This is a genomic window from Serratia sp. ASV30, from assembly GCF_016428815.1.
Taxonomy (GTDB): domain Bacteria; phylum Pseudomonadota; class Gammaproteobacteria; order Enterobacterales; family Enterobacteriaceae; genus Chania; species Chania fonticola_C.
In genome coordinates this window covers 1-23972 of record NZ_JAELTL010000068.1, presented here as the reverse complement: position 1 = coordinate 23972, position 23972 = coordinate 1, and the positions used below count along the sequence as shown (strand labels likewise).

The window sequence follows — 23972 nt, the reverse complement described above, 5'->3', positions numbered from 1 at the left end:
CCCCCCCCCCCCCCCCCCCCCCCCCCCCCCCCCCCCCCCCCCCCCCCCCCCCCCCCCCCCCCCCCCCCCCCCCCCCCCCCCCCCCCCCCCCCCCCCCCCCCCCCATTTTTAGATGTGTATAAGAGACAGTACTTGAACAGTACAAACACACTAAATTATGAGGGTGATAATGGTAAGTAAAAGAATTTACTTTATTTACAGGCCCAGCCCGACATTTGGTCGGTCTCCTATCCAAGGTGCAGGTGGCGGTTTGTTCGGTTTTTACAAAGAAGATAAATACATTACAGCTTTGCAGGATTATCTAAATAAAAAAAATCTCAGCTGGCTCGTTGAGCGGGATGATACTGAATCAGATATAGAGAAACTTATAGAGCAAAATGCTCAATTACTGGTTTGCGCACCCGGATTACGCTTCCAGTTCTATCGTAATGGTTTTGATAAAAAAAATATTATTTATCTTAGCACAATGGAATATGTGAGCAATAATATTAACCCTGTTGTTAAACGAATAAGGGAAATAAGTAATGAATAAATATCATGATTTAGTTTTAAGAGAAATAACAGATGAAATTGAATTGATGTCCGTTGGTGGCAGTGGTGGTGGCAGTGGGCAATGGGAAACTGGAGCGGCAGGGGTTTGGGCCGGAGTTATGGATGGGTTAGGCTATAGTTGTTCATTACCTGGTGGATTTTATGGTCCAGGTACTTCTGTAGCAACAGGTTCCGGAACTTGTGTAGGAGGTAACATGGGATCGTCTGACCCCATATGGGGAAATTGAGAAGAGCCTAATCAAACAAACGTAAACTGATAGGATTATATTAAATAATGGTTCGTGGACTAACAGAATGCCATTTTAAAAAAATACTAATTCTACTTTTTGCAATGTTAGCCCGGCGTTTCGCCGGGCTAACCACCAACCTGACTATTGAGGAAGATAAACACACTAAGCTATCCTGCGAAATTGAGCAATTAGGCTAAAACCGACTGGGCTTATTGAAATACACGCCAACAGCGCGGAGGAGCAAGGCTGATGATAGTATCAATGGGACATATCAGAAGTCCTTGGGGATGTCATTAACATCAAGGATCATGAGTTCATATTGGTACTGATGAGTGAGCGTTTTTTATATGGAAGCCAGTCCGTTATTGGCACTGGCCTTAGTAGAGTCAAGCTTTGATCGTCAGACAAGAACCTTGTCAGCAACCTGAGAAGTCGGTAACGCGACCTTCTTCAGATTGATGACAAAGGCTAGATGGGAGCGCATGCAGCGTCCCTACATGTTACATGCGTTCGACGGTTTCGATCCCGAGCGTATCCAGACCGGTTTTCAACGTTTTGGCGGTCAGCAGTGCCAACTTCAGGCGGCTCTGACGGGCCTCTTCGCTTTCGGCGTTGAGGATCTGGCAATGCTCGTAGAAGCCAGAGAACAGCCCCGCCAGGTCATACAGATAGGTACACATCACGTGCGGCGTACCTTCACGGGCGACCACGGTGAGGGTTTCTTCGAACTGTAGCAGGCGAGTTGCCAGCGCGATTTCACGCTCTTCTGTCATCACCAAAGGTAGCGTCAGGTTGCTTTCGTCTACGCCAGCACGCTTGAACACCGAGGCAACGCGAGTATAGGCATACTGCATATACGGCGCGGTGTTGCCCTCGAAGGTCAGCATGTTATCCCAATCGAAGATGTAGTCCGTGGTACGGCTTTTCGACAGATCGGCATATTTCACTGCACCGATGCCGACCGCGTTAGCCACGTTCTGCATTTCGTCGGCAGGCATATCCGGGTTCTTCTCGGCAATCAGTTTGCTGGCGCGTTCAACGGCTTCATCCAGCAGATCGGAGAGTTTGATGGTGCCGCCTGAACGGGTCTTGAACGGCTTGCCGTCTTTCCCCAGCATCATGCCGAACATGTGGTGTTCCAGCGAGACAGAGTCTGGCACGTAACCTGCTTTGCGCACGATGGTCCAGGCTTGCATCAGGTGCTGATGCTGGCGCGAGTCGATGTAATAGAGAACACGGTCGGCACCCAGGGTCTCGAAACGGTATTTGGCGCAGGCGATATCGGTAGTGGTATACAGGTAACCGCCATCTTTCTTCTGGATGATGACACCCATCGGATCGCCGTCTTTATTTTTGTACTCGTCCAGAAACACCACGGTGGCGCCTTCGCTTTCTACCGCCAGGCCTTTCGCCTTGAGATCGGCAACGATGCCCGGCAGCATGGCGTTGTACAGGCTTTCGCCCATGACGTCATCTTCGGTCAGGGTGACATTCAGACGGTTATAGGTCAGTTGGTTCTGCGCCATGGTGATGTCCACCAGCTTGCGCCACATCTTCAGGCAATATTCGTCGCCGCCTTGCAGTTTGACCACATAACCACGGGCGCGCAGAGCGAAATCTTCGTCTTCGTCGTAGTTTTTCTTGGCTTCGCGGTAAAATTGCTCCAGATCCGACAGCCCCATATCGCTGGCGTGCTCGTTTTGCATCTTTTCCAGGTAGGCGATCAGCATGCCGAACTGGGTACCCCAGTCGCCCACATGGTTGGCGCGTACCACTTTATGGCCCAGGAATTCCTGGGTACGGGCAGCGGCATCGCCAATAATGGTGGAGCGCAGGTGGCCCACGTGCATTTCTTTCGCCACGTTGGGCGCAGAATAGTCGATCACGATGGTTTGCGGCTTAACGGGGGCAATGCCCAGCTTAGCTGCGCCCAGGGTGGCATCGGCCTGACGGGCAACCCATTCGCTGTTCAGGAAGATATTGATAAAGCCCGGGCCGGCAATTTCCACTTTGCTGCTGATGTCACCCAGGTCAAGCAGTTGCACGACTTTCTCTGCCAGTTGTCGTGGCGGCATACCAAGTTTTTTGGCAACGGACATCACGCCGTTGGCCTGATAGTCACCAAACTGTGCTTTCGCGGACTGACGAACCTGAGCTTCGCAATCTGCAGGCGCACCTGCGGCAATCAGCGCCTGGCTGACCTTATCTGATAGAAGAGCCTGAATATTCACCGGGTTACCTTAAATGACAAACGAGGGCCGTGCAGTACGCCCTCCGGATCAAAAGGTGGTTTTACTCTGTTGGCCTGCAAAACGCCTTGGCGTACAACTTGCAGTCCAGCAGGGACGACGCCACACATCGCAGACGACGCTCAACCACAAAACAGCCTGCAATTGTAACCGATTGACGGCACCGCGTCAGTAGTTGACGCGGGCTGGCATGGTGAAAGATAGGGAAAAGAGAAGGCCAAAATGGTAAGCAGGTGAATCAAACCGTCCGCGGTCATTGGTTTGATGGGAGCGGATTAATGGTAGCTTTAACGCTTTTTATTGCCTCGTCCAGAGCGTAACACACTATTCTGGCGAGTTTTGAAATGGCGATAAATCGCGTAGCCAGCAATGGCTATTAAAACAAGGGATATACCTAACAGGGTCATGTTTATTTATCCAAAATCAAATGCTCTCCTAACCTAACTTATTAACGTCACCTAATCAATTATAAGAATGCTGTTTAGGATTGTTCGCATGATTATCTTTTTTTGATAATAAAAACATTGTGTTACCTCGGTGTTTGAGAGGGGTGTAAATTTCATTTCAAGCGATTTTTATACATTGGCCTTGAGAAAGCGTAAAACGACAAATCGTTAGGGAAACTTAAGGGTTTTAATGGTGGCTTAATTAAGTGCGAACTAAGATGATTCTTGATCATTTCTTGCTTCCTGAAGGATAACTCGGCCTAAAATAGGCACTAGCGCTAAAGAAACAGCATTATGTCCATCCGTTAGGTTTTTATTCTCTGATCCATAGCCTCCAGGCGATTCGACGTGTAGATTATTGGCCTGCCAAAGATCCTGGAGAGCCTGAGAAACTTATGACTACCTTGTCATCGATCGCCGAACTTAACGACCTGACGCTGGATTTACCTCGCTTTGAACTGGCGCTGGAGCAGTTTGCACAACGGCTTCATCTTGAGCTGGCAAAATTCAGCGCAGACCATATCTCGCTGCGTTGCCATCAGAACAGCACCGCCGATCGTTGGCGGCAGGGGTTGCTGCAATGCGGATCGCTGCTTTCGGAAACGATGATTAACGGCAGGCCGATTTGCCTGTTTGATCTCCATGAACCACTGAAGGTTGGCCCTTGGCAGATTGATTGTATCGAGCTGCCATACCCCGGTGAGAAGCGCTATCCGCATGAAGGATGGGAACATGTAGAGCTGGTGCTAAGCGGCGATCCCTCTACCCTGTATGCTCGCGCCCTGGAACATCTGGCGGACGAAGCCTTGCTGCTACCTGGCATCAAACTTAAGCAGAGCTCACCTAAAGGTGAGGGCGAACGCCTGGCCAATCCGACTCTGGCGATCACCGATGGTAATGTCACCATCAAATTCCATCCGCATCATATTCGTGACATCGTGGCCAGTGAACGGGCGAAACCGTAGCGTTTCGTTCGTTGCCGGTTTCGAATGGGGGCTTACAGGGAAAAATGATGCGTTCGCGTTATTTATCAGACTTAACGCCGCCACTGTGACTGCGATCGATCCATTCATCAAAATTGAGTGCCATAGTTAGCACCTTGTGCCGTTAAGACTTTTATCAGGTTTTCATCCTGTGGCTTATAGGCGATGGGTGAACGTTTGCTGTAGCATTTTTGACCGTTATCTGGGGGTAACAATAATGAAGCTGGAAGTTTGTTGCTATAGCGTCGACTGTGCCATGACAGCAGAGCATGCGGGCGCTGACCGCATAGAATTGTGTGCCAGCCAGAGTGAGGGCGGGTTGACGCCGAGCTTTGGTTCGTTACGGCTGGCACGGGAGCGGGTAACGATACCCGTTCATCCAATAGTGCGGCCGCGTGGGGGCGATTTCTGTTACAGCTCCGTCGATTTCGAGATTATGAAGAACGACGTGGCGCAAATCCGCGAGATGGGTTTTGCCGGTGTGGTAATCGGCATGTTGGACGACGAAGGGCATATCGATCTTACGCGGATGCGCGAGGTGATGAAATTAAGCGGTGATATGGCGGTGACCTTCCATCGCGCGTTCGATATGTGTCAAAACCCGATGGTGGCGCTGGAGCAACTGACGCAGCTAGGCGTGGCACGCATTCTGACCTCTGGGCAGCAGCAGAATGCCGAATTGGGCTTGCCGCTCTTGCGCGACTTGGTGCATGCCAGCAAGGGGCCGGTGATCATGGCCGGTGCAGGTGTCCGTTTGAGCAATATGCATAAGTTTGTGGATATCGGTATTCAGGAATTGCATAGCTCGGCCGGGCATACGGTACCTTCCACCATGCGTTACCGTAAGGCGGGTGTCACCATGTGTGCCGATAATGAGTTTGACGAATTCAGCCACTACTGCGTGGATGGTGAAACGGTCGAGGCGATGAAGAACGCGTTGGCCATGCTCACTCCTGCCTAGTGAGATAGTAGGGGCCGCATGCTGAGAGCGTTAGCAATGGCCCAACGGTGTGAGCCCTGTTTGAAGCCCCGATCATTCGGGGCTTTTTGCTTCTGTGCGCAAAAAAAGCCCTGAACAGGGTAGAGGTGCTCAGGGCAAACAGGTTCAATACTTCACTGGTGTTGGCGCGATACCAACACTTTAACTCTAGTTAACGATGAGTCACTGTCTTAAGCTTAAATATTGATAAAATGTAACTGGCAGCGGTGGCTTATCGCAGGCTCTCCACCCAGTGAAAAATGGCCGAGAGCATTTGCACGGTGCCGCCGATATTGAATATGACGGCGAGCCATATGCCAGCCATGATGGTAAGCAATGCCATCAACAGCCTGTCAACGCTTATCATTAACCATCCTTATGAATTTGTTGGATTTTGTCCAGTCTACCACACCAGTGAAAGCGTTCAACCCTGAACGCTGAGCCCCGATTGGTTTTTCCCGCGATTGTATTGCCAGCGTTGACACACATGACAGGAAGCGACACGTAACCGCCGAGACGATACCGTTTGTCGGTGCTGGTGCTCAAGCCGCACGAAACAAGATCAACCGCTTTTGGTCAGGAGGATACATGAGAGTTTATGTTGTGTGGTTAATGCTGGTTTGTTGTTCATTATCGGGCTGTGTTGCGGCCTATTATCGTTAACGGAGGAGGGGGAGATGCGTTATTTACTGATTGTTGGGCTTGTCATGTCGTTAACGGCTTGCGCCACGCTGTATTACAGGTGAATGATGAGATATTTAATTTTATTGCTGGCATTGGCATTGACGGGTTGTGTTTCGGTGTATGGCCCAACTAAAACCGGTAACCAGCCCGGCAGTGCGGCTGAAACTGCCTCTGGCGAGCCGACTGTTGCTGCGAAGCCCACCTTGATAGGCAACCGTAAGCCGGATGAGCTGTTAACTCGTGCCGAGGCAATTTTTGTGCAGAAAGGGTTAAAGGCCACGGTTGTCGACCCACATCTGGGGATCGTTGGCACGACGGGCAATGATGCCGAGCTGGCCAGCCTGTATCTGATTTGTTCAGACCAGCCAGGGCCGTCTAATCTGAATGTGACCTACCGGATCCTGGTGCAGATTTTTAGCGCTGGAGAAGGGACTAACGTGATGGTGCAAGTCAATGGCGTTGCGGGGCTAGTGGCGGGAGATGGCAACGACAAGGTCAAGCCTTTCGAGTGTTCATCCAGCGGAGTGTTTGAAAAGGATCTGCTACAGGCTTTGAGAAAATAACAATACAACTAAAAGGGCGTAGCATTGCTACGCCCCTATATAGTGAGTTGATTAAGGCTTACGGTTTTTTGGCGATCAGCACGGCGCGGATCGGTGCCGGGTAGCCTTCAACCGTTTTGCTCGGATCTTTGGGATCGAGAAACTCGGCCAGTGACTCGCTGGTCATCCAGTCAGTGCGGCGCTGTTCTTCGGTGCTGGTTGGGCAAATATCGGCAATCCTGACGTCCACAAATCCGCATTTCTCCAGCCAGCACTTCAGCGCTTCGGCAGACGGAATAAAGTAGACGTTACGCATCTGCGCGTAGCGGTCGCCCGGCACCAATACCTGATGACGATCGCCTGGTACAACCAGCGTTTCCAACACCAGTTCGCCCTCGGAAACCAGCTGGTTTTTCAACTGATACAGGTGATCCAACGGGGAGCGGCGGTGATAAAGCACGCCCATCGAGAAAACGGTGTCGAACGCGGCCAGCTCGGGCAGTTGTTCAATACCCAACGGCAACACATGGGCGCGTTGATCGCCTCCCAGCAGTTTACGTACCGCTTCAAACTGGCACAGGAACAGCTGCATCGGATCGATACCTACCGCCAGATGCGCTCCGGCACCGACCATGCGCCACAGATGGTAACCGCTGCCGCAGCCCACATCCAGAATGGTCCGGCCAGCCAGCGGGGAGATATGAGGCAGCACCCGATCCCACTTCCAGTCGGAGTGCCATTCGGTATCGATATCGATGCCGTAAAGTGAGAAAGGCCCTTTGCGCCACGGCATCAACGTACGCAGCATTTTCTCAATGCCTTCGAGCTGGCCAGGTGACAGCGGTTGTTCCATCTCGGCACGCACGCCATGCAATAAATCCAACTGAGTTGGCGTGAGGGAAGGTAGGTGCTCTACCGAATTGAACCACTGCTTGAACTTGCCATGCAGCGATTCTCGTTGCCAGGCGGTGATTTGTGCCGGCAGCGTATCCAGCCAGTGGCTCAGCGGGCTTTTGGCGATGCGCTGGTAGAAGTCTCCAAACTCGATCATGCGGTTTCTCCTGATTTCAGGGCGATCAACGAGCCGAAGTTGAAACATTGGAACCAGACTTCTGCATGTTCAAAACCGGCTTGCCGGAGGCGCGCTTTATGCGCTTCGACCGAATCGGTCAGCATCACGTTTTCCAACATGCTGCGCTTTTGGCTGATTTCCAATTCGCTGTAGCCGTTGGCTCGTTTGAAGTCGTGGTGCATGTTGAACAACAGTTCACCGACGTCCGTATCCTCAAAGCTGAATTTCTCTGACAGCACCAAGGCACCGCCCGGACGTAGCCCGCGATAAACCTGTTCGAGCAGGCGCAGCCGATCGGCCGGTTCAAGAAACTGTAGGGTGAAGTTCAATACCACCATCGAGGCGTTTTCGATGGTAATGTCTAAAATGTCCGCCTCAATGACGTCGACTGGCGTATCGGCGCGAAACGCATCAAGATGGCGGCGGCAGCGCTCTACCATCGCGGGGGAATTATCGACCGCAATAATCTGACAACCTTCGACGCTGATGTTCCTGCGCATCGATAGCGTGGCCGCGCCGAGCGAGCACCCCAGGTCATACACCCGGCTGTGTGGCTGGACAAAGCGTTCGGCCAGCATGCCAATCATCGAAATGATATTGGAGTAGCCCGGAACGGAACGCTGGATCATGTCTGGGAAGACTTCAGCAACGCGCTCGTCGAAGGTCCAGTCGCCCAGTTTGGCGATCGGGGCGGAAAAAAGAGTATCGCGGTTTGGCATAGCGGCAAATCAGGTCAGAATTCGAAGGGGCGTATACTAACAGAAAAGCGGCGCAGGCAGAAGCAGGCGGCGTGGCCGCCTGAGCAGAGGGGATATCAGTGCAAACTGAAGATAATGTCCCACGGCAGATAAACGATATTGGCTATCACCATCAGTATCAGAGAAATATAAGTAGCCGCCATACCCGAACGGCGCCAGCGGACTTCACGGTTACGTAAACCGTAGTAGTGAACCAGTCGGCCTGCCATCAGCAGCAAACCACACAGATGCACCATCCAGACTTCGGCACCGTTCATCTCCATGATCACCAACAGGATGGCGGCGATCGGGATGTACTCCACGGCGTTACCGTGTACGCGTATCGCGGTTTGCAGCTCATAGAACCCGCCATCACCATAGGCGACCCGGTACTGCATTCTCAACCTGACCACGTCATAAGAGAGTTTGATCAACAACAATGCGCCAAGCACCACATAGAGCGCGCTTACCATTCTTAACTCCATTCGTAACCAAATCTGGCAACGAGCATCATAACTGCCATCATCGCGACTGTCGCGAGGAAATATCCGATGGGAGCCATCAGATTAATAGGTTAAAACAAGGCTTCTTGCTCTGGCCAGCCCGGAGGCATCGATAAATTCGGAATTATGCCGTATAGCCCTTGCCAGATTTTCTGTGCCTGCTGCGGTGAATCGCTGTTATCTGGCGTGTGAATAAACAGGTAGGGCTGATGTTGTTGCGCCCAGTCAGGTAGCCTCTGTTGCCAGGACTCGAACCAGCGCTGATTGTCCGCCAGCACGTCACCGCCGATAAAGCGGATCAACGGGTTGTTGGCCGTTACCACTGCATGCACCGGCAGCTTGGGCTTTTTCTGTTGTGCATCGCGGATCGCCGAGCTGTGTGGTTTGGCATGGTGCAGTGGGCGGCTGTCGAGGATGGTGCGGTTAATACCTCGTTGGTGCAAACCCTGATTCAGTTGGCGTTCTGCGTCACCCTTGGCGAAAAATTCCAGATGGCGGACCTCGACTCCGTAGGTAAACTCCGGCGGTAAGGCATCAAGAAAAGCCCAGAGAATGCCCAGATGCTCGGGTGCAAAGGCGGCGGGCAACTGCAACCACAGCTGTCCGATACGCCCTTCAAGGGGGCGCAGGCAATCATAAAACGCCTTGATATCGGCTTCACAGCCGCGCAGTGCTGCTTTATGGCTGATCGCTGACGGGAATTTAAAGCAAAAACGGAAATCATCGCTGGTCATATCGCGCCAGCGATGGACAATTTCCGCCTTGGGCAACGCGTAGAAGGTAGTGTTACCTTCCACGCAGTTGAAGTAGCGGCTGTAGTCCGCCAGATCGCGCAGGCCGATGCGGTTCCAGGCCGGATGTTGCCATTGCGGTAGTCCAATATAAATCAACGGTCATCTTCCCTGCTTTACATTTTGGCAACAACGTTAACGTTATCTGCGCCGCCTTTCAAGTTACGGCGGGCTTATAGCGCCGCAAGGATTTCACTGGTGCTTCGCACACGGGCAATACGCGGGAAGATATTATCGAAGGCGAACTGGTGCATCTCGGCACTGTAGGTGCTGCACATGTCTTCGGCGATCACCAACTCGTAGCCATGTTCCCAGGCTGCGCGAGCGGTAGACTCCACGCCAATATTGGTAGCGATACCGCCCAATACCACCGATTTGATACCCCGACGACGCAGTTGCAGATCCAGATCGGTACCATAGAATGCGCCCCATTGACGTTTGGTGATCAACACATCGCTGTCTTGTACCGCCAGCGCTTCGGGGAATTCCCACCAGGACGCTGGCAGCCCGCCGACCGGAGACGGTGAAGGTTTATCTACTGGCTGCTTGAGCGCTTCGGCAAAGGAATCAGACCAGCCGACGCGCACCAGAAACACGGGGGCATTCAGCGCGCGGAAGCGTCCTGCCAGATGGGCCGCATGGGTGACGACTTGGCTGGCACTGTGCGGGCCAGCGGCGTAAGGTAAAATGCCGTGTTGCAGATCGATCAGGACCAGGGCGGTGGTTTGGGCATCAAGTTTTAGCATTGGGAGCATCTCAGGGGTAAAGTGGATTTAAGGTTGTGCTACTGGCATATGAAAGACGACGGGGACATAGGCTACGTGATAAAACTGCTGCCAGTTAATGGGAAATTTGTTAACCGATGTGTTGTTTCTTAACGTTCGGTACCATTTAGCGTTGCAACAATGCCGTGTTCGCTCTTATCTGGCGCATGAATTTCCTTTATAATGACCGCCTTTTTTCACCAATCTTTAATCCAGCGATCTATGCCGATTTATGAATATGCATGTGGCTCATGCCAACATCGATTAGAGAAACTACAAAAATTTTCCGACGCGCCGTTGACTCAATGCCCGGCGTGTGGGCAGCCCGCACTGACCAAGTTGATCTCTGCCAGCGGTTTCCAGTTAAAGGGTACTGGCTGGTATGCAACAGACTTCAAACCGGGTGATAAATAACAATTCGTCAGATAACAGCCGTGCGGAAACAGCAACTGTTGCCAACCTCCGGCGGAATCGGCTTAAGTCAAAAGGATAGCGTATGCGTACTGAATATTGCGGGCAGTTGAATCTGGCCCACGTCGGCCAGGAAGTCACTTTGTGTGGTTGGGTCAACCGCCGCCGCGATCTGGGTGGCCTGATCTTTATTGATATGCGTGACCGCGAAGGTATCGTGCAGGTGTTCTTCGATCCGGATCAGAAAGCGGCCTTCGACAAAGCCTTCGAACTGCGTAACGAGTTCTGCATCCAGATCGTCGGTACCGTGCGTGCGCGCCCGGAAAGCCAGGCCAACAAGGATATGGCGACTGGCGAGGTTGAGGTGTTTGCCCACGCGCTGGAGATCATCAACCGCTCCGAACCGCTGCCGTTGGACTCGAACCAGACCAACAGCGAAGAAGCGCGTCTGAAATATCGCTACCTGGATCTGCGTCGCCCAGAAATGGCCGACCGCCTGAAAACCCGTGCCAAGATCACCAGCTTTGTGCGCCGCTTTATGGACAGCCACGGTTTCCTGGATATCGAAACCCCCATGCTGACCAAAGCCACGCCGGAAGGTGCCCGTGACTATCTGGTACCAAGCCGCGTGCATAAAGGTAAGTTCTATGCGTTGCCGCAGTCCCCACAGTTGTTCAAACAGCTGCTGATGATGTCTGGCTTCGACCGTTACTACCAGATCGTCAAGTGCTTCCGTGACGAAGACTTGCGCGCCGATCGCCAGCCGGAATTCACCCAGATCGACGTGGAAACTTCTTTCATGAGCGCCGAGCAGGTGCGTGAAGTGATGGAGCAACTGGTGCATGAGCTGTGGCTGGACGTGAAGGGCGTCGATCTGGGTAAATTCCCGATCATGACCTTTGCCGAAGCGATGCGCCGTTACGGTTCCGATAAGCCAGACCTGCGTAACCCGCTGGAGCTGGTGGACGTTGCCGACCTGGTCAAAGACGTTGAGTTCAAAGTGTTCTCTGGCCCGGCGAACGATGCCAAAGGCCGCGTGGCCGCGATTTGTGTTCCGGGTGGCGCACAGCTGACCCGTAAGCAGATCGACGAATACGGCGCTTTCGTTAATATCTACGGTGCCAAAGGTTTGGCATGGTTGAAGGTTAACGATCGTGCTGCGGGTATGGAAGGCGTGCAAAGCCCGATTGCCAAATTCCTCAGTGCCGAAGTGCTGGAAGCGATCCTGGCGCGCACTAATGCGCAAACCGGTGACATTCTGTTCTTCGGTGCCGACAGCTTTAAAATCGTTACCGACGCCATGGGCGCGCTGCGCTTGAAAATTGGCCGCGATCTTGGCCTGACCAAGCTCGACAGTTGGGCACCACTGTGGGTGGTCGATTTCCCAATGTTTGAAGAAGACGGCGAAGGCGGCCTGGCGGCGATGCACCATCCGTTTACCGCACCGCGCGATATGAGCCCGGAAGAACTGCAAAAAGATCCTACTTCAGCTATCGCCAATGCCTACGATATGGTGCTGAACGGCTATGAAGTGGGTGGCGGTTCCGTGCGTATTCACCGCAGTGAAATGCAGCAAACCGTCTTCGGTATCCTTGGCATCAATGAGCAAGAACAACGCGAGAAGTTCGGCTTCCTGCTGGATGCGCTGAAGTACGGTACGCCTCCGCACGCCGGTTTGGCCTTCGGTCTGGATCGCCTGGTGATGCTGGTAACCGGTACCGAGAACATCCGTGACGTTATCGCCTTCCCGAAAACCACCGCAGCAGCCTGTCTGATGACCGATGCACCAAGCTTCGCCAACCCGGCTTCGTTGCAGGAGCTGGCGATCAGCGTAGTGAAGAAAGCCTCAGCCGAACAAGAGAGCGAGTGATGAATTACAAGCGGCCCGAGTCTATTCTGGTGGTGATTTATGCAAAATCCAGTGGCCGGGTGCTGATGTTACAGCGGCGTGATGATACGGAGTTCTGGCAGTCGGTGACCGGCAGCCTTGAGGACGCCGAATCGCCGCCGCATGCCGCACAGCGCGAAGTCATGGAAGAGATTGGCATCGATATCGCAGCAGAGGGGCTGCCGTTGTTCGATTGCCAGCGCTGTGTGGAATTTGAACTCTTTGTCCATTTGCGACACCGCTATGCGCCGGGAACCACGCGTAATAAAGAGCACTGGTTCTGTCTGGCGTTACCTGATGAGCGCGATCCGGTCTTGACCGAACATCATGCTTACCAATGGCTTGAGGCGTCCGAGGCGGTCAAACTGACCAAGTCCTGGAGTAATCAGCAGGCGATTGAAGAGTTTGTGATCCATTCTGTCCAGTAGTTCTTTTTGGAGATATTTTTTATGGCAGGTCATAGTAAATGGGCCAACACCAAACACCGCAAAGCTGCACAAGATTCCAAACGCGGTAAGATTTTCACCAAAATTATCCGTGAGTTGGTGACTGCCGCCAAATTGGGCGGCGGCGATCCGGGTTCGAACCCGCGTCTGCGTGCGGCTATCGATAAAGCGCTGTCTAACAACATGACGCGCGATACCCTGAACCGTGCTATCGCCCGTGGCGTAGGCGGCGATGATGATACCAATATGGAAACCATCATCTATGAAGGTTACGGCCCTGGCGGCACTGCGGTAATGATCGAGTGCCTGAGTGACAACCGTAACCGTACCGTGGCAGAAGTGCGCCATGCCTTCACCAAGTGTGGTGGCAACCTGGGTACCGACGGTTCCGTGGCCTATCTGTTCACCAAAAAAGGCGTGATCACCTACGCACCGGGTCTGGATGAAGACACCGTGATGGAAGCTGCGCTGGAAGCGGGTGCCGAAGATATCCAGACCTATGACGATGGTGCCATTGACGTCTTCACCGCCTGGGAAAATCTGGGTGAAGTGAAAGACGCGTTGACCGCCGCAGGCTTTGAGGCAGACTCGGCCGAGGTTTCCATGATCCCGTCCACCAAAGCGGATATGGATGCGGAAACTGCGCCTAAGTTACTGCGCTTGATCGACATGCTGGAAGACTGTGACGACGTGCAGGAGGTTTACCATAACGGTGAGATCTCCGACGAGATCGCTGCAACGCTGTAATGCAAGTGAATGATGGCGTTGCCAACCGGCAACGCCAGGCAACAATCAATGCAGGGTGGTGGTAGCAATGGCGATCATACTGGGTATCGATCCCGGCTCGCGCGTCACCGGCTATGGCCTGATCCGCCAGCAGGGCCGCCAACTGACCTATGTTGCCAGCGGTTGTATTCGTACCGTGGTGGATGATATGCCGACGCGCCTGAAGCTGATTTATGCTGGCGTGAGTGAAATCATTACCCAGTTTCAACCGGACTTCTTCGCTATCGAACAGGTGTTTATGGCCAAGAATCCGGACTCGGCGCTTAAGCTGGGGCAGGCGCGGGGCGTGGCGATCGTTGCCGCCGTCAATCAAAACCTGGAAGTGTTTGAGTACGCGGCGCGCCAGGTGAAGCAGACGGTGGTCGGTACCGGTGCGGCGGAAAAGTCTCAGGTGCAGCATATGGTTCGCTCATTGCTGAAGCTGTCTGCCAATCCGCAGGCGGATGCCGCGGATGCGTTGGCTATCGCCATTACCCACTGCCATCTCAGCCAGAACGTGCTGCGTATGAGTGAAGGGCGGTTGAATCTGGCGCGCGGGCGTTTGCGTTAGAGCCGTTGACAATGTGGCAGTGTTGCTAAATGTCAGTAATCTGAGGCTGGATATTCATCCAGCCTTTTTTATGGTATAAGCTGTATCAATACTGCGTGGCAGTGCGCCACGTGCAGGGATCCATTCAGGAGGGGTAATGATAGGTCGTCTCAGAGGAATTATTCTGGAAAAGCAGCCACCGCTGGTGTTACTTGAAACCAATGGCGTCGGGTATGAAGTGCATATGCCGATGACCTGCTTTTACGAGCTGCCGGAGCTGGGGCAAGAGGCTATCGTGTTTACCCAATTCGTGGTGCGTGAAGATGCACAGCTGCTGTATGGGTTCAATGATAAGCAAGAACGAGCGCTGTTCCGTGAGCTGATTAAAGTGAACGGCGTGGGGCCAAAACTGGCGCTAGCGATCCTTTCAGGCATGTCTGCCCAGCAGTTTGTCAGCGCGGTAGAACGTGAAGAGATCACTACATTGATCAAATTGCCAGGCGTGGGTAAGAAAACTGCCGAGCGTCTGGTCGTCGAAATGAAAGACCGCTTCAAAGGCCTGAACGGCGATCTGTTCAACAACAGCAGCGAAATCCCCCTGCCGGCCAGTGCGGCCAAAGCGGCGGAGATGGATATTGAAGCCGAAGCGGCCTCTGCGCTGGTGGCCTTGGGCTATAAGCCACAGGAAGCCAGCCGGATGGTCAGCAAGGTTGCCAAGCCGGGTGCGGATTGCGAGGCATTAATCCGCGAAGCATTACGTGCCGCACTGTAGGCCGGAAAGGGGTAGACCATGATTGAAGCCGACCGCCTGATCTCTGCCGAGCCGTTCAATGAAGAAGAGGTGCTGGATCGTGCGATCCGTCCTAAGCTGCTGACGGAGTACGTTGGCCAGCCGCACGTGCGTGAGCAGATGGAAATCTTTATTCAGGCTGCCAAACAGCGCGGCGATGCACTGGACCATCTGTTGATCTTCGGGCCGCCTGGGTTGGGTAAAACCACCTTGGCCAACATCGTGGCCAATGAGATGGGCGTTAACCTGCGTACCACTTCTGGTCCGGTGCTGGAAAAGGCTGGGGATCTGGCGGCAATGCTGACCAACCTGGAGCCCCATGACGTCCTGTTTATCGACGAAATCCACCGTCTTTCGCCGGTAGTGGAAGAGATCCTGTATCCAGCGATGGAAGACTATCAGCTGGATATCATGATCGGTGAAGGCCCGGCGGCGCGCTCAATCAAGCTCGACCTGCCACCGTTCACCCTGGTTGGAGCCACCACGCGTGCCGGTTCCTTGACCTCGCCATTACGCGATCGCTTCGGCATCGTGCAGCGTTTAGAGTTCTATCAGGTGGCCGATCTGGAGCATATCGTTTCCCGCAGTGCCAACTGCCTGGGGCTGGATCTGTCTACCGATGGGGCGCATGAAGTGGCACGTCGCGCCCGCGGTACACCGCGTATTGCCAACCGTTTGCTGCGCCGCGTGCGCGACTTTGCCGAGGTTCGTGCCAACGGGGTGATCAATGGCGAAGTGGCCATGCAGGCGTTGGATATGCTGAACGTCGATGCGGAAGGTTTCGACTATATGGACCGCAAGCTGTTGCTGGCGATCATCGACAAGTTTACCGGTGGCCCGGTGGGGTTGGATAACCTGGCGGCGGCAATCGGTGAAGAGCGTGAAACGATAGAAGACGTGATCGAACCTTTCCTGATCCAACAGGGGTTTATTCAGCGTACTCCGCGTGGCCGAATGGCGACCAATCATGCCTATAAGCACTTTGGTATCGAGCGGGAAGAGAAGTAGAAATCCAGGATTTACGCCAGGGGAGCCCCTGGCGTAATGAGATTAAGCCTGCTGCTTTTTCGACAGGCTCAGAACAAACAGCACCGCTGCGCTTAACACTACCGAAGGCCCCGCTGGCGTATCGTAAAACGCCGAGAAGGTCAGCCCACCGGTGACCGCAATTATCCCTACCAATACCGCATAACCGGCCATTTGTTCCGGAGTACGTGCAAAACGCCGTGCGGTTGCCGCCGGGATAATCAGTAGTGACGTAATAATCAGCGCGCCGACAAATTTCATGGCCAGCCCGATGGTCAAGGCGGTGACCAGCATCAAGATGGTGCGTGCGCGGGGCAGGTTAACGCCATCGACATGTGCCATCTCCGGGCTGATGGTCATCGACAGCAGATCGCGCCATTGCCACCAGAGCACCAGCAGCACAATCACCACGCCGGTGCCGATCATCCAGATATCGCTGATCGTCACCGACAGCAAATCCCCAAACAGATATGCCATCAGATCTACGCGCACGTTGGACATCAGCGCGACCACCACCAGACCCAGCGATAGCGCGCTATGCGCCATAATGCCGAGCAGCGTATCGATCGACAGCTGCGGGCGGCGCTCCAGCCAAACCAGCACCAGAGCCAACAGCAACGTGACGGCAATCACAGCGTAAAACGGGTTGACGTCCAGCAATAAGCCGAAGGCAACGCCTAGCAGCGAAGCATGTGCCAACGTATCGCCAAAGTAAGACATCCTGCGCCAGACCACAAAGGAACCCAACGGGCCCGCCGCCGCAGCCAGCAGCACACCGGCCAGCCAGCCGGGCAATAACAGTTCAATCATGCCTCACGGCCCCCGGTTTTTTTCAGCACAATTCTGCCTTGCAGGTCGTGACGGTGATTATGGTGATGGCGATAGATCGCCAACTGCTCAGCGCCCCGGTTACCGAACATGGCGATAAACTCCGGGTGCATTGACACCACTTCTGGCGTGCCGGAGCAGCAAATATGTTGGTTCAGGCACAGGACGTCGTCGGTTTTGGCCATCACCAGGTGCAGGTCATGGGAAACCATCAGCACCGCGCAGCCCAGCTCTTTGCGCAATTGGTCGATCAAGTCGTATAACGCCAACTGGCCGTTAACGTCCACCCCTTGCGTGGGCTCATCCAGCACCAGCAACTGCGGTTGATTCAACAGCGCTCGTGCCAGTAACACCCGCTGGTTTTCGCCGCCGGACAGTTTTTGCATAGGCTGTTCCAGCAGGTGCGCAGCCTGTACGCGTTTGAGCGCGGGCAAGATATCGGCCTTTTTTACCCCGGGTTTGAGCCGCATAAAACGGTTGACTGTCAAGGGCAGGGTGGCATCGAGATGCAGCTTTTGCGGCACATAGCCAATGCGCAGCCCAGGCAGACGTTCCAGCGTGCCTTCCGTTGGGGCAATTAAGCCCAGCACTACGCGAACCAGCGTTGACTTGCCGGCCCCGTTAGGCCCGAGGAGCGTCAGAATACGACCCGGTTGCAGGTTGAGAGAGATATTTGTCAGTACCCGCCGGGTACCAAAAGAAACAGAAATATTTTTTAGCGTTGCCAGTGTAGACATATCGTGATTACATTTTGCAGAACTAACCGAATGTTATAATATCACGCTTCTTTGCTGAAAACGACGGGATTACTGATGATGGGACAGAAAAATAAATGGCTGCAACGCACTCTGCTGGCGGCGGCTTTGGTGATGGCGGGCAATGCAACGGCCGCCGTAGTGACCTCTATCCGCCCGCTGGGCTTTATCGCATCCGCTATTGCAGATGGGGTCACGCCTACCGAGATTTTATTACCGGACGGCGCCTCGCCCCACGACTTCGCCTTGCGCCCGTCGGACATTCAGCGGCTGCGTAGCGCCGACCTGGTGCTTTGGGTCGGGCCAGATATGGAGGCTTTTCTGACCAAATCCCTGACGCAGCTGCCCGCGAATAGGCAATTGGCGATCGGTGAACTGCCTGCGGTACAGCCGTTGTTGATGAAAGGCGATGACGACGATGACCATGATCATGCAGCCGAAGCGCATAGTCATGCGGATGGCGACGATGGACATGACCATCATCACGGTGACTATAATATGCACGTTTGGCTGTCGCCAGAGGTGGCAAAAGTGACCGCGATCGCGATTCACGACAGATTATTGGAACTTATGCCGCAAAAGAAGGACAAATTAGACGCAAACCTGCGCCAGTTCGAGGATCAGCTAGCGCAAACTGATAAAAATCTTGTTAAGATGCTAACGCCTGTGCAAGGTAAAGGATATTTTGTTTTTCATGACGCTTATGGCTACTTTGAAAAACACTTCGGCTTGAGCCCACTGGGCCATTTTACCGTTAATCCCGAAATTCAACCTGGCGCACAGCGTTTACACCAAATTCGAACACAGTTGGTTGAGCAGAAAGCAGTCTGCGTTTTTGCTGAGCCACAATTCAGACCGGCCGTAATTAATGCCGTTGCCAAGGGTACCACTGTGCGTTCTGGAACGCTGGACCCGCTGGGCACCGGCATCGAACTGGGGAAAGACAGCTACGGGAACTTCCTGACAGCGCTGTCCAACCAGTACGTGAGCTGCCTGAAGTAAAGATTATGAGGATATTATTGAGTGCAGAAGATAGTCCGAACTATCACTCTGGCGTATAACAACCTGCCTCGGCCCCATCGCGTAATGCTAGGGTCGTTGACAGTCGTTACGTTGGCCGTCGCTGTTTGGCGGCCTTCCGTTTATCACCCAGAACATAACCCTATCGTTAAAAGCGTCGAGTTGGAAGCCAACCAGTTAAGGGCATTGCAGCCCGAAGCCAGTGAACCTATTGATGCCGACCAACCTACCCCCGATGATGACATCCCTGAGGATGAGCTGGACCAGAAGGTCGCCGGAGAGGAGGGTGTGCATGAATATGTGGTTTCTACCGGTGACACGCTCGGCAGTATTCTGACCCAGTACGGCATCGAAATGTCGGATGTTTCGCTGCTGGCTTCGCAGAACCGCGATTTGCGTAACCTGAAAATCGGCCAGCAACTCTCCTGGACGCTTACCGAAGATGGCGATCTTAAGCGCCTGACCTGGGAGGTTTCACGCCGTGAAACCCGTACCTACGATCGCGTAGGCAATTCCTTTAAAGAAACCAAGGAAACCCAGAAGGGTGAATGGCGCAACAGCGTGCTGAGCGGCAAGCTGAACGGCAGCTTTGTCAGCAGTGCCTCGGCGGCTGGCCTGACCCGTGCCGAGATCAATGCGGTGATCAAAGCCCTGCAATGGCAGCTTGATTTTCGCAAGCTGCGCAAAGGCGATCAGTTCGCGGTGTTGATGTCGCGTGAAGAGTTTGATGGCAAGAGCGAGCAAAGCCAACTGTTGGGCGTACGTATGCGTAGCAGCGGCAAAGATTACTTCGCTATCCGCGCCGATGACGGCAAGTTCTACGATCGTCAGGGTTCCGGTCTGGCACGTGGCTTTATGCGTTTCCCGACCATGAAGCAGTTCCGTATTTCTTCCAACTTTAATCCACGCCGCGTAAATCCGGTGACCGGGCGCATTGCACCGCATAAAGGTGTCGACTTCGCCATGCCGGTCGGCACGCCAGTGTTGGCGGTGGGTGACGGTGAAGTGGTGATCGCCAAGCGCAGTGGCGCGGCAGGTAACTATGTGGCGATCCGTCATGGCCGCCAATACACCACGCGCTATATGCACTTGAAAAAGCTGTTGGTCAAGCCAGGGCAGAAGGTGAAACGTGGCGATCGCATTGCACTTTCCGGTAACACCGGCCGCTCTACCGGCCCACATTTGCATTATGAAATGTGGACTAACCAGCAAGCGGTTAACCCATTGACGGCTAAATTGCCTCGCTCTGAAGGGCTGATGGGGAAAGATCGCAGCGATTATCTGGCACAGGTGAAGGAAGTGGTGCCGCAGCTGCAGCTGGATTAACCATCGCTATCCCTTATGATTTCCCATCGGCCTGATTTCGGGCCGATGTTTTTTTATTAATGCCTGCTCGAGATAACGATAGCTGCATTTTGTCAGTGAACGGTGATGGTTTTAACCTGGCTCACCCGCCTGACTGCAACTAGGTATATAGTTTATATCTTCCGAGCAGGTGCGTTGAATAAAGAGCAGGTCATGCAAAACGAGAAGAAATCGAACGTAGAGTTCATCCCACAATTTGATAAAGCCTTCTATCATCCGCGCTACTGGGGCGTTTGGTTGGGAACCGGGCTGATGGCCGGTATTTCTCTGGTCCCTGCTCGAATGCGAGACCCATTACTGGGTGCGATTGGTAAACTGGCTGGCAAGGTTGCGAAAGGGGCACGACGCCGCGCCCGTATCAATCTGCTCTATTGCATGCCGGAACTGCCAGAACAGCAACGCGAGCATATTATCGATGAGATGTTTGCTACCGCGCCGCAATCGATGATCCTGATGGCAGAACTGGCCTGTACCAAACCGGAAAAGGTGCTCAAGCGCGTGCGTTGGCACGGTGAAGACGTGCTGGATAAAATCCGTGAGGAAGGCCGCAACGTGATTTTCCTGGTGCCGCATGGCTGGGCCGTTGATGTGCCAGCGATGCTGATGGCTGCGCGTGGGCAACCCATGGCGGCGATGTTTCATAACCAGAGCAACCCACTGGTCGACTATCTGTGGAATAGCGTGCGCCGCAAGTTTGGTGGCCGCATGCACGCCCGCAACGATGGTATCAAGCCTTTCATCAGTTCGGTGCGCCATGGTTATTGGGGCTATTATCTGCCCGACCAGGATCACGGTGCCGAGCACAGTGAATTCGTGGATTTCTTTGCGACCTATAAAGCCACATTGCCTGCGGTCGGCCGCCTGATGAAAGTCTGCAAAGCAGCGATCGTGCCGCTATTCCCGGTTTATGACGGTAAAACCAGCATGCTGGACATTTATATCCGTGAGCCGATGGATGATCTGGCCGAAGCCGACGATGTTCGCATTGCGCGCCGCATGAACGAAGAAGTGGAAAACCTGGTGGGTCCTAATCCGGAACAATATACCTGGATTTTGAAGCTGCTGAAAACGCGCAAGGAAGGTGAGATTGAACCTTACTCGCGGGACGATTTATATCGTTAAGGCAGTTCTCCACTTCAACCGACTCGTACTCCAGGGGAGTTACACGTGCTGCTAAATGGACGCAGCACGTGTAACGCCCGTACAGTCTAGCCTTGTCGTTTCTTACAATTTCAGCAACTTTTGACAATCTGCAACGACGGACCAGCTCCTTGCCTCTCGGCAGGTAATAGCTAACCACACGTTATGTGGGCGTTAGAATTGGCCTCGGGTTGATGTTATCGACTCGGGGCCTTTCTCTTTGTATCCACACTTTGGCTTAAGATACCAAGATCCAGAGCACCCATGCGTAGTATATTCATCAACCGCTGTGGATTTTGGGCAGACTCTTAACAATGCACCATACAGCCCTGTTGGATCAGCGGTTCAAGCACTGCAGGATAATGGTCGAAATCATTCCAACGCAGATCCAGTCGCCGCAGATTTTTCATTTGCGCCATGCTGGCCGGTAATTCGCTTAATCGGTTTGCACGCAAGTCTAATGAAACCAGTGAACTCAATGCACCAAAGTCTTCAGGTAGCCGGGATAACTGGTTGAAACGCAGGTTGAGGGTGGTCAGCTTGGGCAACTGGCAGAATTGATCGGGTAAGTACGCAATGGCGTTGTTTTCCAAATCCATCACCTGTAACTCTGACAGCTGAGCGATCTCGCTGGGCAGGGTAGTGAGACGGTTTTTCATCAGGTGCAATTCACGTAGTTGCTCCAGCCTACCGATCTCTGAGGGCAACGCGGTGATGGCGTTATTGTAGAGACGCAACTCTTGTAGCGAGGCCAGAGCACATAGCGCCGAGGGGATCTCTGTCAGTTGATTATCCGTCAGATTCAGGTAGCACAATGCTTGTAGTTGGCGCAGCGAATCTGGCAACTGGCTAAAGCCGTTATCACTCAAATACAGATATTTTAATTCACGCAACTCGCCGATTTCGGCTGGAATTGTTGCTGCCTGATTGTGGCCAAAATCCAGCATCTGCAACTGGTTTAACATACCGATTTCAGCGGGGAACAGGGCAATCTGGTTGCAGGAAATATTTAGCACTTTCAGGCCGTGGTGGTGAAATATCCGTTCTGGGAAGCTGGTTAGGCGATTATTGTACAGGCTGATTTTTTGCAAGGAGGATCCACTGAGGCTTTCCTCGCTTAGGTTTTCCAACTGCTGGTTATCGAGATCCAACGAACCCTGAGTGTGTTGCCGGTGATGCTGGTGCAGCATGAATGACTCTCCAAAATTGCGGATATCGACTGATGGTACGCAAGCGGGGGAGGTGGGGGAACAAAAATTTGGCGGTGTTGACCTCGAATGCCAAAAGCACCCGAGGGTTTGGAGAGGTTTACGGCTTAAAAGTTTGAATGGAAACCGACGCCGGCGCTCGTGGCGTTGCCGTCCCAGCTAACTTGCATGGTGACGGCACTGTCTTGTGAGGTACTAAATTGCATACCACCCGCGATGGAGGCTTCACCATCATATTCCCCGGCGGCAACGGCGTAGCCAGACTCATTGCGGTTATAATGCAGCGAACTGACCGCCTGCGCCATCGCACCGACTCGTTTGATATCTTTGGTGTTTTCATCGATATCCTTGCGGTTGGCGGCAATATCATGCGAGTTCTGATTGATCGCGGCACTGTTACTGGCAATACGGGAACGGTTAAGAGCAACGTTGGCGCTATTTTGTTGAATGTAAGCACCCTGTGCGGCCTGTTCGTTACGTACACCGCGCAGAGCAACGACATTGGCGTTAACCAGTGTCATATCCGCATCTTTGCCTTTAGCCCCTTTCTTACCAGTGATGGATTGTCCGTCTTTGCCATCGGCACCGTTCTTACCATCAATACCGTCGCGGGGGATATTAGCCGAGGCATATTTTCCGGCGGTTAATGTGCTCTGTTCGTTTTGCCGATCGTCCTGATGTGAAGCTGGGGCATTCTGATGTGTCGGATTACCTTCGGGATTGTTGTGGTGATAGGCAGCGAGTTCCTCTGCGGCAGCTTTCGCGGTATCGCGCTGTTCCTGCGTCGCGTTGCTGTCCAGATGCGAAGAGCGATCAATCACTGGCGCATCGAGATGGGGGGTAATCAGCGCCTGATGGATGCCATCCAGATGCGTGGCCGGAGCGGCCTGATGTGTTGGGATGCCTTCGGGATTGTTGTGCTGATAGGTGGCGCTCTCCTCTGCGGCAGCTTTGACGGTATCGCGCTGTTCCTGCGTCACGTTGCTGTCCAGGTGCGAAGAGCGATCAATCACTGGCGCATCGAGATGGGGGGTAATCAGCGCCTGATGGGGGAGAGTATTTACCGTCGGGCTGGTGTAGGTTAAGCCGAGGTCTTCTAACCTGTCTCTTATACACATCTAAAAAATGGGGGGGGGGGGGGGGGGGGGGGGGGGGGGGGGGGGGGGGGGGGGGGGGGGGGGGGGGGGGGGGGGGGGGGGGGGGGGGGGGGGGGGGGGGGGGGGGGGGGGGGGGGGGGGGGGGGGGGGG

26 protein-coding genes are annotated in these 23972 nt (G+C 53.8%); 15 read left to right on the top strand and 11 right to left on the bottom strand.

What is annotated here, in order from left to right; genetic code table 11:
- Nucleotides 1-169: 169 nt before the first annotated feature.
- Both JHD74_RS22370 and JHD74_RS22365 read left to right on the top strand, forming a co-directional pair.
- Nucleotides 170-532 (top strand): nitrogen fixation protein NifS, encoded by a 363-nt coding sequence (locus tag JHD74_RS22370; RefSeq protein ID WP_199063520.1) that lies wholly within the window; start codon nucleotides 170-172, stop codon nucleotides 530-532.
- Entirely contained in the window at nucleotides 525-779 is a 255-nt protein-coding gene (locus JHD74_RS22365) for a hypothetical protein (protein ID WP_139102415.1), read from the top strand. The genes JHD74_RS22370 and JHD74_RS22365 overlap by 8 nt, the downstream gene beginning before the upstream one ends.
- A gap of 503 nt (nucleotides 780-1282) precedes the next feature.
- Here JHD74_RS22365 and argS read toward each other — a convergent pair.
- Nucleotides 1283-3013, bottom strand: a complete 1731-nt coding sequence (argS, locus tag JHD74_RS22360) for an arginine--tRNA ligase (RefSeq protein WP_024530485.1) — start codon at nucleotides 3011-3013, stop codon at nucleotides 1283-1285.
- Nucleotides 3014-3872: 859 nt separating this feature from the next.
- Between argS and JHD74_RS22355 the strand changes: the two genes are divergently transcribed.
- The gene (locus JHD74_RS22355; RefSeq protein ID WP_074028711.1) at nucleotides 3873-4442 is read left to right on the top strand and encodes a VOC family protein; all 570 of its coding nucleotides are present in this window, start codon (nucleotides 3873-3875) and stop codon (nucleotides 4440-4442) included.
- A gap of 232 nt (nucleotides 4443-4674) precedes the next feature.
- Nucleotides 4675-5421 (top strand): copper homeostasis protein CutC, encoded by a 747-nt coding sequence (gene cutC / locus JHD74_RS22350; protein ID WP_074028781.1) that lies wholly within the window; start codon nucleotides 4675-4677, stop codon nucleotides 5419-5421.
- Nucleotides 5422-5671: 250 nt separating this feature from the next.
- Here cutC and JHD74_RS26910 read toward each other — a convergent pair whose 3' ends face one another.
- Nucleotides 5672-5806 (bottom strand): hypothetical protein, encoded by a 135-nt coding sequence (locus JHD74_RS26910; protein ID WP_255519184.1) that lies wholly within the window; start codon nucleotides 5804-5806, stop codon nucleotides 5672-5674.
- A gap of 382 nt (nucleotides 5807-6188) precedes the next feature.
- Between JHD74_RS26910 and JHD74_RS22345 the strand changes: the two genes are divergently transcribed.
- On the top strand, nucleotides 6189-6686 hold the full coding sequence (locus JHD74_RS22345; RefSeq protein ID WP_233169631.1) for a hypothetical protein: 498 nt from the start codon (nucleotides 6189-6191) through the stop codon (nucleotides 6684-6686).
- Nucleotides 6687-6744: 58 nt separating this feature from the next.
- Here JHD74_RS22345 and cmoB read toward each other — a convergent pair whose 3' ends face one another.
- The 5 genes from cmoB to JHD74_RS22320 all read right to left on the bottom strand — a co-directional run bounded on the left by cmoB (nucleotide 6745) and on the right by JHD74_RS22320 (nucleotide 10514).
- Entirely contained in the window at nucleotides 6745-7716 is a 972-nt protein-coding gene (gene cmoB, locus JHD74_RS22340; RefSeq protein WP_074028715.1) for a tRNA 5-methoxyuridine(34)/uridine 5-oxyacetic acid(34) synthase CmoB, read from the bottom strand.
- Entirely contained in the window at nucleotides 7713-8456 is a 744-nt protein-coding gene (cmoA, locus tag JHD74_RS22335; protein WP_065685639.1) for a carboxy-S-adenosyl-L-methionine synthase CmoA, read from the bottom strand. Before cmoA ends, cmoB begins: the two co-directional genes overlap by 4 nt.
- Nucleotides 8457-8551: 95 nt before the next feature.
- Entirely contained in the window at nucleotides 8552-8947 is a 396-nt protein-coding gene (locus JHD74_RS22330; RefSeq protein ID WP_024528726.1) for an MAPEG family protein, read from the bottom strand.
- A gap of 101 nt (nucleotides 8948-9048) precedes the next feature.
- Nucleotides 9049-9864, bottom strand: a complete 816-nt coding sequence (locus JHD74_RS22325) for a DUF72 domain-containing protein (RefSeq protein ID WP_199063521.1) — start codon at nucleotides 9862-9864, stop codon at nucleotides 9049-9051.
- A 77-nt stretch (nucleotides 9865-9941) separates the two neighbouring features.
- A complete protein-coding gene (locus tag JHD74_RS22320) occupies nucleotides 9942-10514 on the bottom strand; it encodes a hydrolase (RefSeq protein WP_065685641.1) in 573 nt (190 codons plus the stop codon).
- A gap of 201 nt (nucleotides 10515-10715) precedes the next feature.
- On the opposite strand from JHD74_RS22320, the gene JHD74_RS22315 reads away from it, so the two are divergent.
- The 7 genes from JHD74_RS22315 (at nucleotide 10716) to ruvB (ending at nucleotide 16390) form a co-directional block, all read left to right on the top strand.
- On the top strand, nucleotides 10716-10946 hold the full coding sequence (locus JHD74_RS22315; RefSeq protein ID WP_021181142.1) for an FmdB family zinc ribbon protein: 231 nt from the start codon (nucleotides 10716-10718) through the stop codon (nucleotides 10944-10946).
- 82 nt (nucleotides 10947-11028) lie between these two features.
- Complete coding sequence (aspS, locus tag JHD74_RS22310; RefSeq protein ID WP_024528729.1) at nucleotides 11029-12813, top strand: aspartate--tRNA ligase; 1785 nt, start codon at nucleotides 11029-11031, stop codon at nucleotides 12811-12813.
- Complete coding sequence (gene nudB, locus JHD74_RS22305) at nucleotides 12813-13259, top strand: dihydroneopterin triphosphate diphosphatase (RefSeq protein WP_021181144.1); 447 nt, start codon at nucleotides 12813-12815, stop codon at nucleotides 13257-13259. The genes aspS and nudB overlap by 1 nt, the downstream gene beginning before the upstream one ends.
- Nucleotides 13260-13280: 21 nt before the next feature.
- Nucleotides 13281-14024, top strand: a complete 744-nt coding sequence (locus JHD74_RS22300) for a YebC/PmpR family DNA-binding transcriptional regulator (protein WP_021181145.1) — start codon at nucleotides 13281-13283, stop codon at nucleotides 14022-14024.
- 67 nt (nucleotides 14025-14091) lie between these two features.
- Nucleotides 14092-14613, top strand: coding sequence for a crossover junction endodeoxyribonuclease RuvC (gene ruvC / locus JHD74_RS22295; RefSeq protein ID WP_021181146.1), 522 nt, complete (start codon nucleotides 14092-14094; stop codon nucleotides 14611-14613).
- A 136-nt stretch (nucleotides 14614-14749) separates the two neighbouring features.
- Nucleotides 14750-15364 carry a Holliday junction branch migration protein RuvA gene (gene ruvA, locus JHD74_RS22290; RefSeq protein WP_021806658.1) on the top strand — a complete coding sequence of 205 codons (615 nt, stop codon included), beginning with the start codon at nucleotides 14750-14752 and terminating at the stop codon, nucleotides 15362-15364.
- Between the two features lie 18 nt (nucleotides 15365-15382).
- Complete coding sequence (gene ruvB, locus JHD74_RS22285; RefSeq protein WP_024486543.1) at nucleotides 15383-16390, top strand: Holliday junction branch migration DNA helicase RuvB; 1008 nt, start codon at nucleotides 15383-15385, stop codon at nucleotides 16388-16390.
- 42 nt (nucleotides 16391-16432) lie between these two features.
- Here ruvB and znuB read toward each other — a convergent pair whose 3' ends face one another.
- Nucleotides 16433-17218, bottom strand: coding sequence for a zinc ABC transporter permease subunit ZnuB (gene znuB, locus JHD74_RS22280; protein WP_074028721.1), 786 nt, complete (start codon nucleotides 17216-17218; stop codon nucleotides 16433-16435).
- Complete coding sequence (znuC, locus tag JHD74_RS22275; protein ID WP_024528731.1) at nucleotides 17215-17973, bottom strand: zinc ABC transporter ATP-binding protein ZnuC; 759 nt, start codon at nucleotides 17971-17973, stop codon at nucleotides 17215-17217. Before znuC ends, znuB begins: the two co-directional genes overlap by 4 nt.
- 78 nt (nucleotides 17974-18051) lie before the next feature.
- Here znuC and znuA point away from each other — a divergent pair, with 78 nt between their 5' ends.
- From znuA to lpxM, 3 genes are all read left to right on the top strand, one after another.
- Nucleotides 18052-18993 (top strand): zinc ABC transporter substrate-binding protein ZnuA, encoded by a 942-nt coding sequence (znuA, locus tag JHD74_RS22270; RefSeq protein WP_024528732.1) that lies wholly within the window; start codon nucleotides 18052-18054, stop codon nucleotides 18991-18993.
- A 21-nt stretch (nucleotides 18994-19014) separates the two neighbouring features.
- Entirely contained in the window at nucleotides 19015-20337 is a 1323-nt protein-coding gene (gene mepM, locus JHD74_RS22265; protein ID WP_024528733.1) for a murein DD-endopeptidase MepM, read from the top strand.
- Nucleotides 20338-20529: 192 nt separating this feature from the next.
- Nucleotides 20530-21498 carry a lauroyl-Kdo(2)-lipid IV(A) myristoyltransferase gene (gene lpxM / locus JHD74_RS22260; RefSeq protein ID WP_024528734.1) on the top strand — a complete coding sequence of 323 codons (969 nt, stop codon included), beginning with the start codon at nucleotides 20530-20532 and terminating at the stop codon, nucleotides 21496-21498.
- 326 nt (nucleotides 21499-21824) lie between these two features.
- Here lpxM and JHD74_RS22255 read toward each other — a convergent pair whose 3' ends face one another.
- Entirely contained in the window at nucleotides 21825-22706 is an 882-nt protein-coding gene (locus tag JHD74_RS22255; RefSeq protein ID WP_074028722.1) for a leucine-rich repeat domain-containing protein, read from the bottom strand.
- A gap of 125 nt (nucleotides 22707-22831) precedes the next feature.
- Nucleotides 22832-23737: a YadA-like family protein gene (locus JHD74_RS27110; protein WP_199063518.1), complete on the bottom strand. Its 906-nt coding sequence runs from the start codon at nucleotides 23735-23737 to the stop codon at nucleotides 22832-22834.
- Nucleotides 23738-23972 lie beyond the last annotated feature (235 nt).

Coding starts and splice junctions, on each gene's coding strand:
- JHD74_RS22370 (WP_199063520.1), top strand. CDS start 170: ATGGTAAGTAAAAGAATTTACTTTATTTACAGGCCCAGCCCGACATTT.
- JHD74_RS22365 (WP_139102415.1), top strand. CDS start 525: ATGAATAAATATCATGATTTAGTTTTAAGAGAAATAACAGATGAAATT.
- JHD74_RS22355 (WP_074028711.1), top strand. CDS start 3,873: ATGACTACCTTGTCATCGATCGCCGAACTTAACGACCTGACGCTGGAT.
- JHD74_RS26910 (WP_255519184.1), bottom strand. CDS start 5,806: ATGATAAGCGTTGACAGGCTGTTGATGGCATTGCTTACCATCATGGCT.
- JHD74_RS22345 (WP_233169631.1), top strand. CDS start 6,189: ATGAGATATTTAATTTTATTGCTGGCATTGGCATTGACGGGTTGTGTT.
- cmoB (WP_074028715.1), bottom strand. CDS start 7,716: ATGATCGAGTTTGGAGACTTCTACCAGCGCATCGCCAAAAGCCCGCTG.
- cmoA (WP_065685639.1), bottom strand. CDS start 8,456: ATGCCAAACCGCGATACTCTTTTTTCCGCCCCGATCGCCAAACTGGGC.
- JHD74_RS22330 (WP_024528726.1), bottom strand. CDS start 8,947: ATGGTAAGCGCGCTCTATGTGGTGCTTGGCGCATTGTTGTTGATCAAA.
- JHD74_RS22320 (WP_065685641.1), bottom strand. CDS start 10,514: ATGCTAAAACTTGATGCCCAAACCACCGCCCTGGTCCTGATCGATCTG.
- JHD74_RS22315 (WP_021181142.1), top strand. CDS start 10,716: ATGACCGCCTTTTTTCACCAATCTTTAATCCAGCGATCTATGCCGATT.
- aspS (WP_024528729.1), top strand. CDS start 11,029: ATGCGTACTGAATATTGCGGGCAGTTGAATCTGGCCCACGTCGGCCAG.
- nudB (WP_021181144.1), top strand. CDS start 12,813: ATGAATTACAAGCGGCCCGAGTCTATTCTGGTGGTGATTTATGCAAAA.
- JHD74_RS22300 (WP_021181145.1), top strand. CDS start 13,281: ATGGCAGGTCATAGTAAATGGGCCAACACCAAACACCGCAAAGCTGCA.
- ruvC (WP_021181146.1), top strand. CDS start 14,092: ATGGCGATCATACTGGGTATCGATCCCGGCTCGCGCGTCACCGGCTAT.
- ruvA (WP_021806658.1), top strand. CDS start 14,750: ATGATAGGTCGTCTCAGAGGAATTATTCTGGAAAAGCAGCCACCGCTG.
- ruvB (WP_024486543.1), top strand. CDS start 15,383: ATGATTGAAGCCGACCGCCTGATCTCTGCCGAGCCGTTCAATGAAGAA.
- znuB (WP_074028721.1), bottom strand. CDS start 17,218: ATGATTGAACTGTTATTGCCCGGCTGGCTGGCCGGTGTGCTGCTGGCT.
- znuC (WP_024528731.1), bottom strand. CDS start 17,973: ATGTCTACACTGGCAACGCTAAAAAATATTTCTGTTTCTTTTGGTACC.
- znuA (WP_024528732.1), top strand. CDS start 18,052: ATGGGACAGAAAAATAAATGGCTGCAACGCACTCTGCTGGCGGCGGCT.
- lpxM (WP_024528734.1), top strand. CDS start 20,530: ATGCAAAACGAGAAGAAATCGAACGTAGAGTTCATCCCACAATTTGAT.
- JHD74_RS22255 (WP_074028722.1), bottom strand. CDS start 22,706: ATGCTGCACCAGCATCACCGGCAACACACTCAGGGTTCGTTGGATCTC.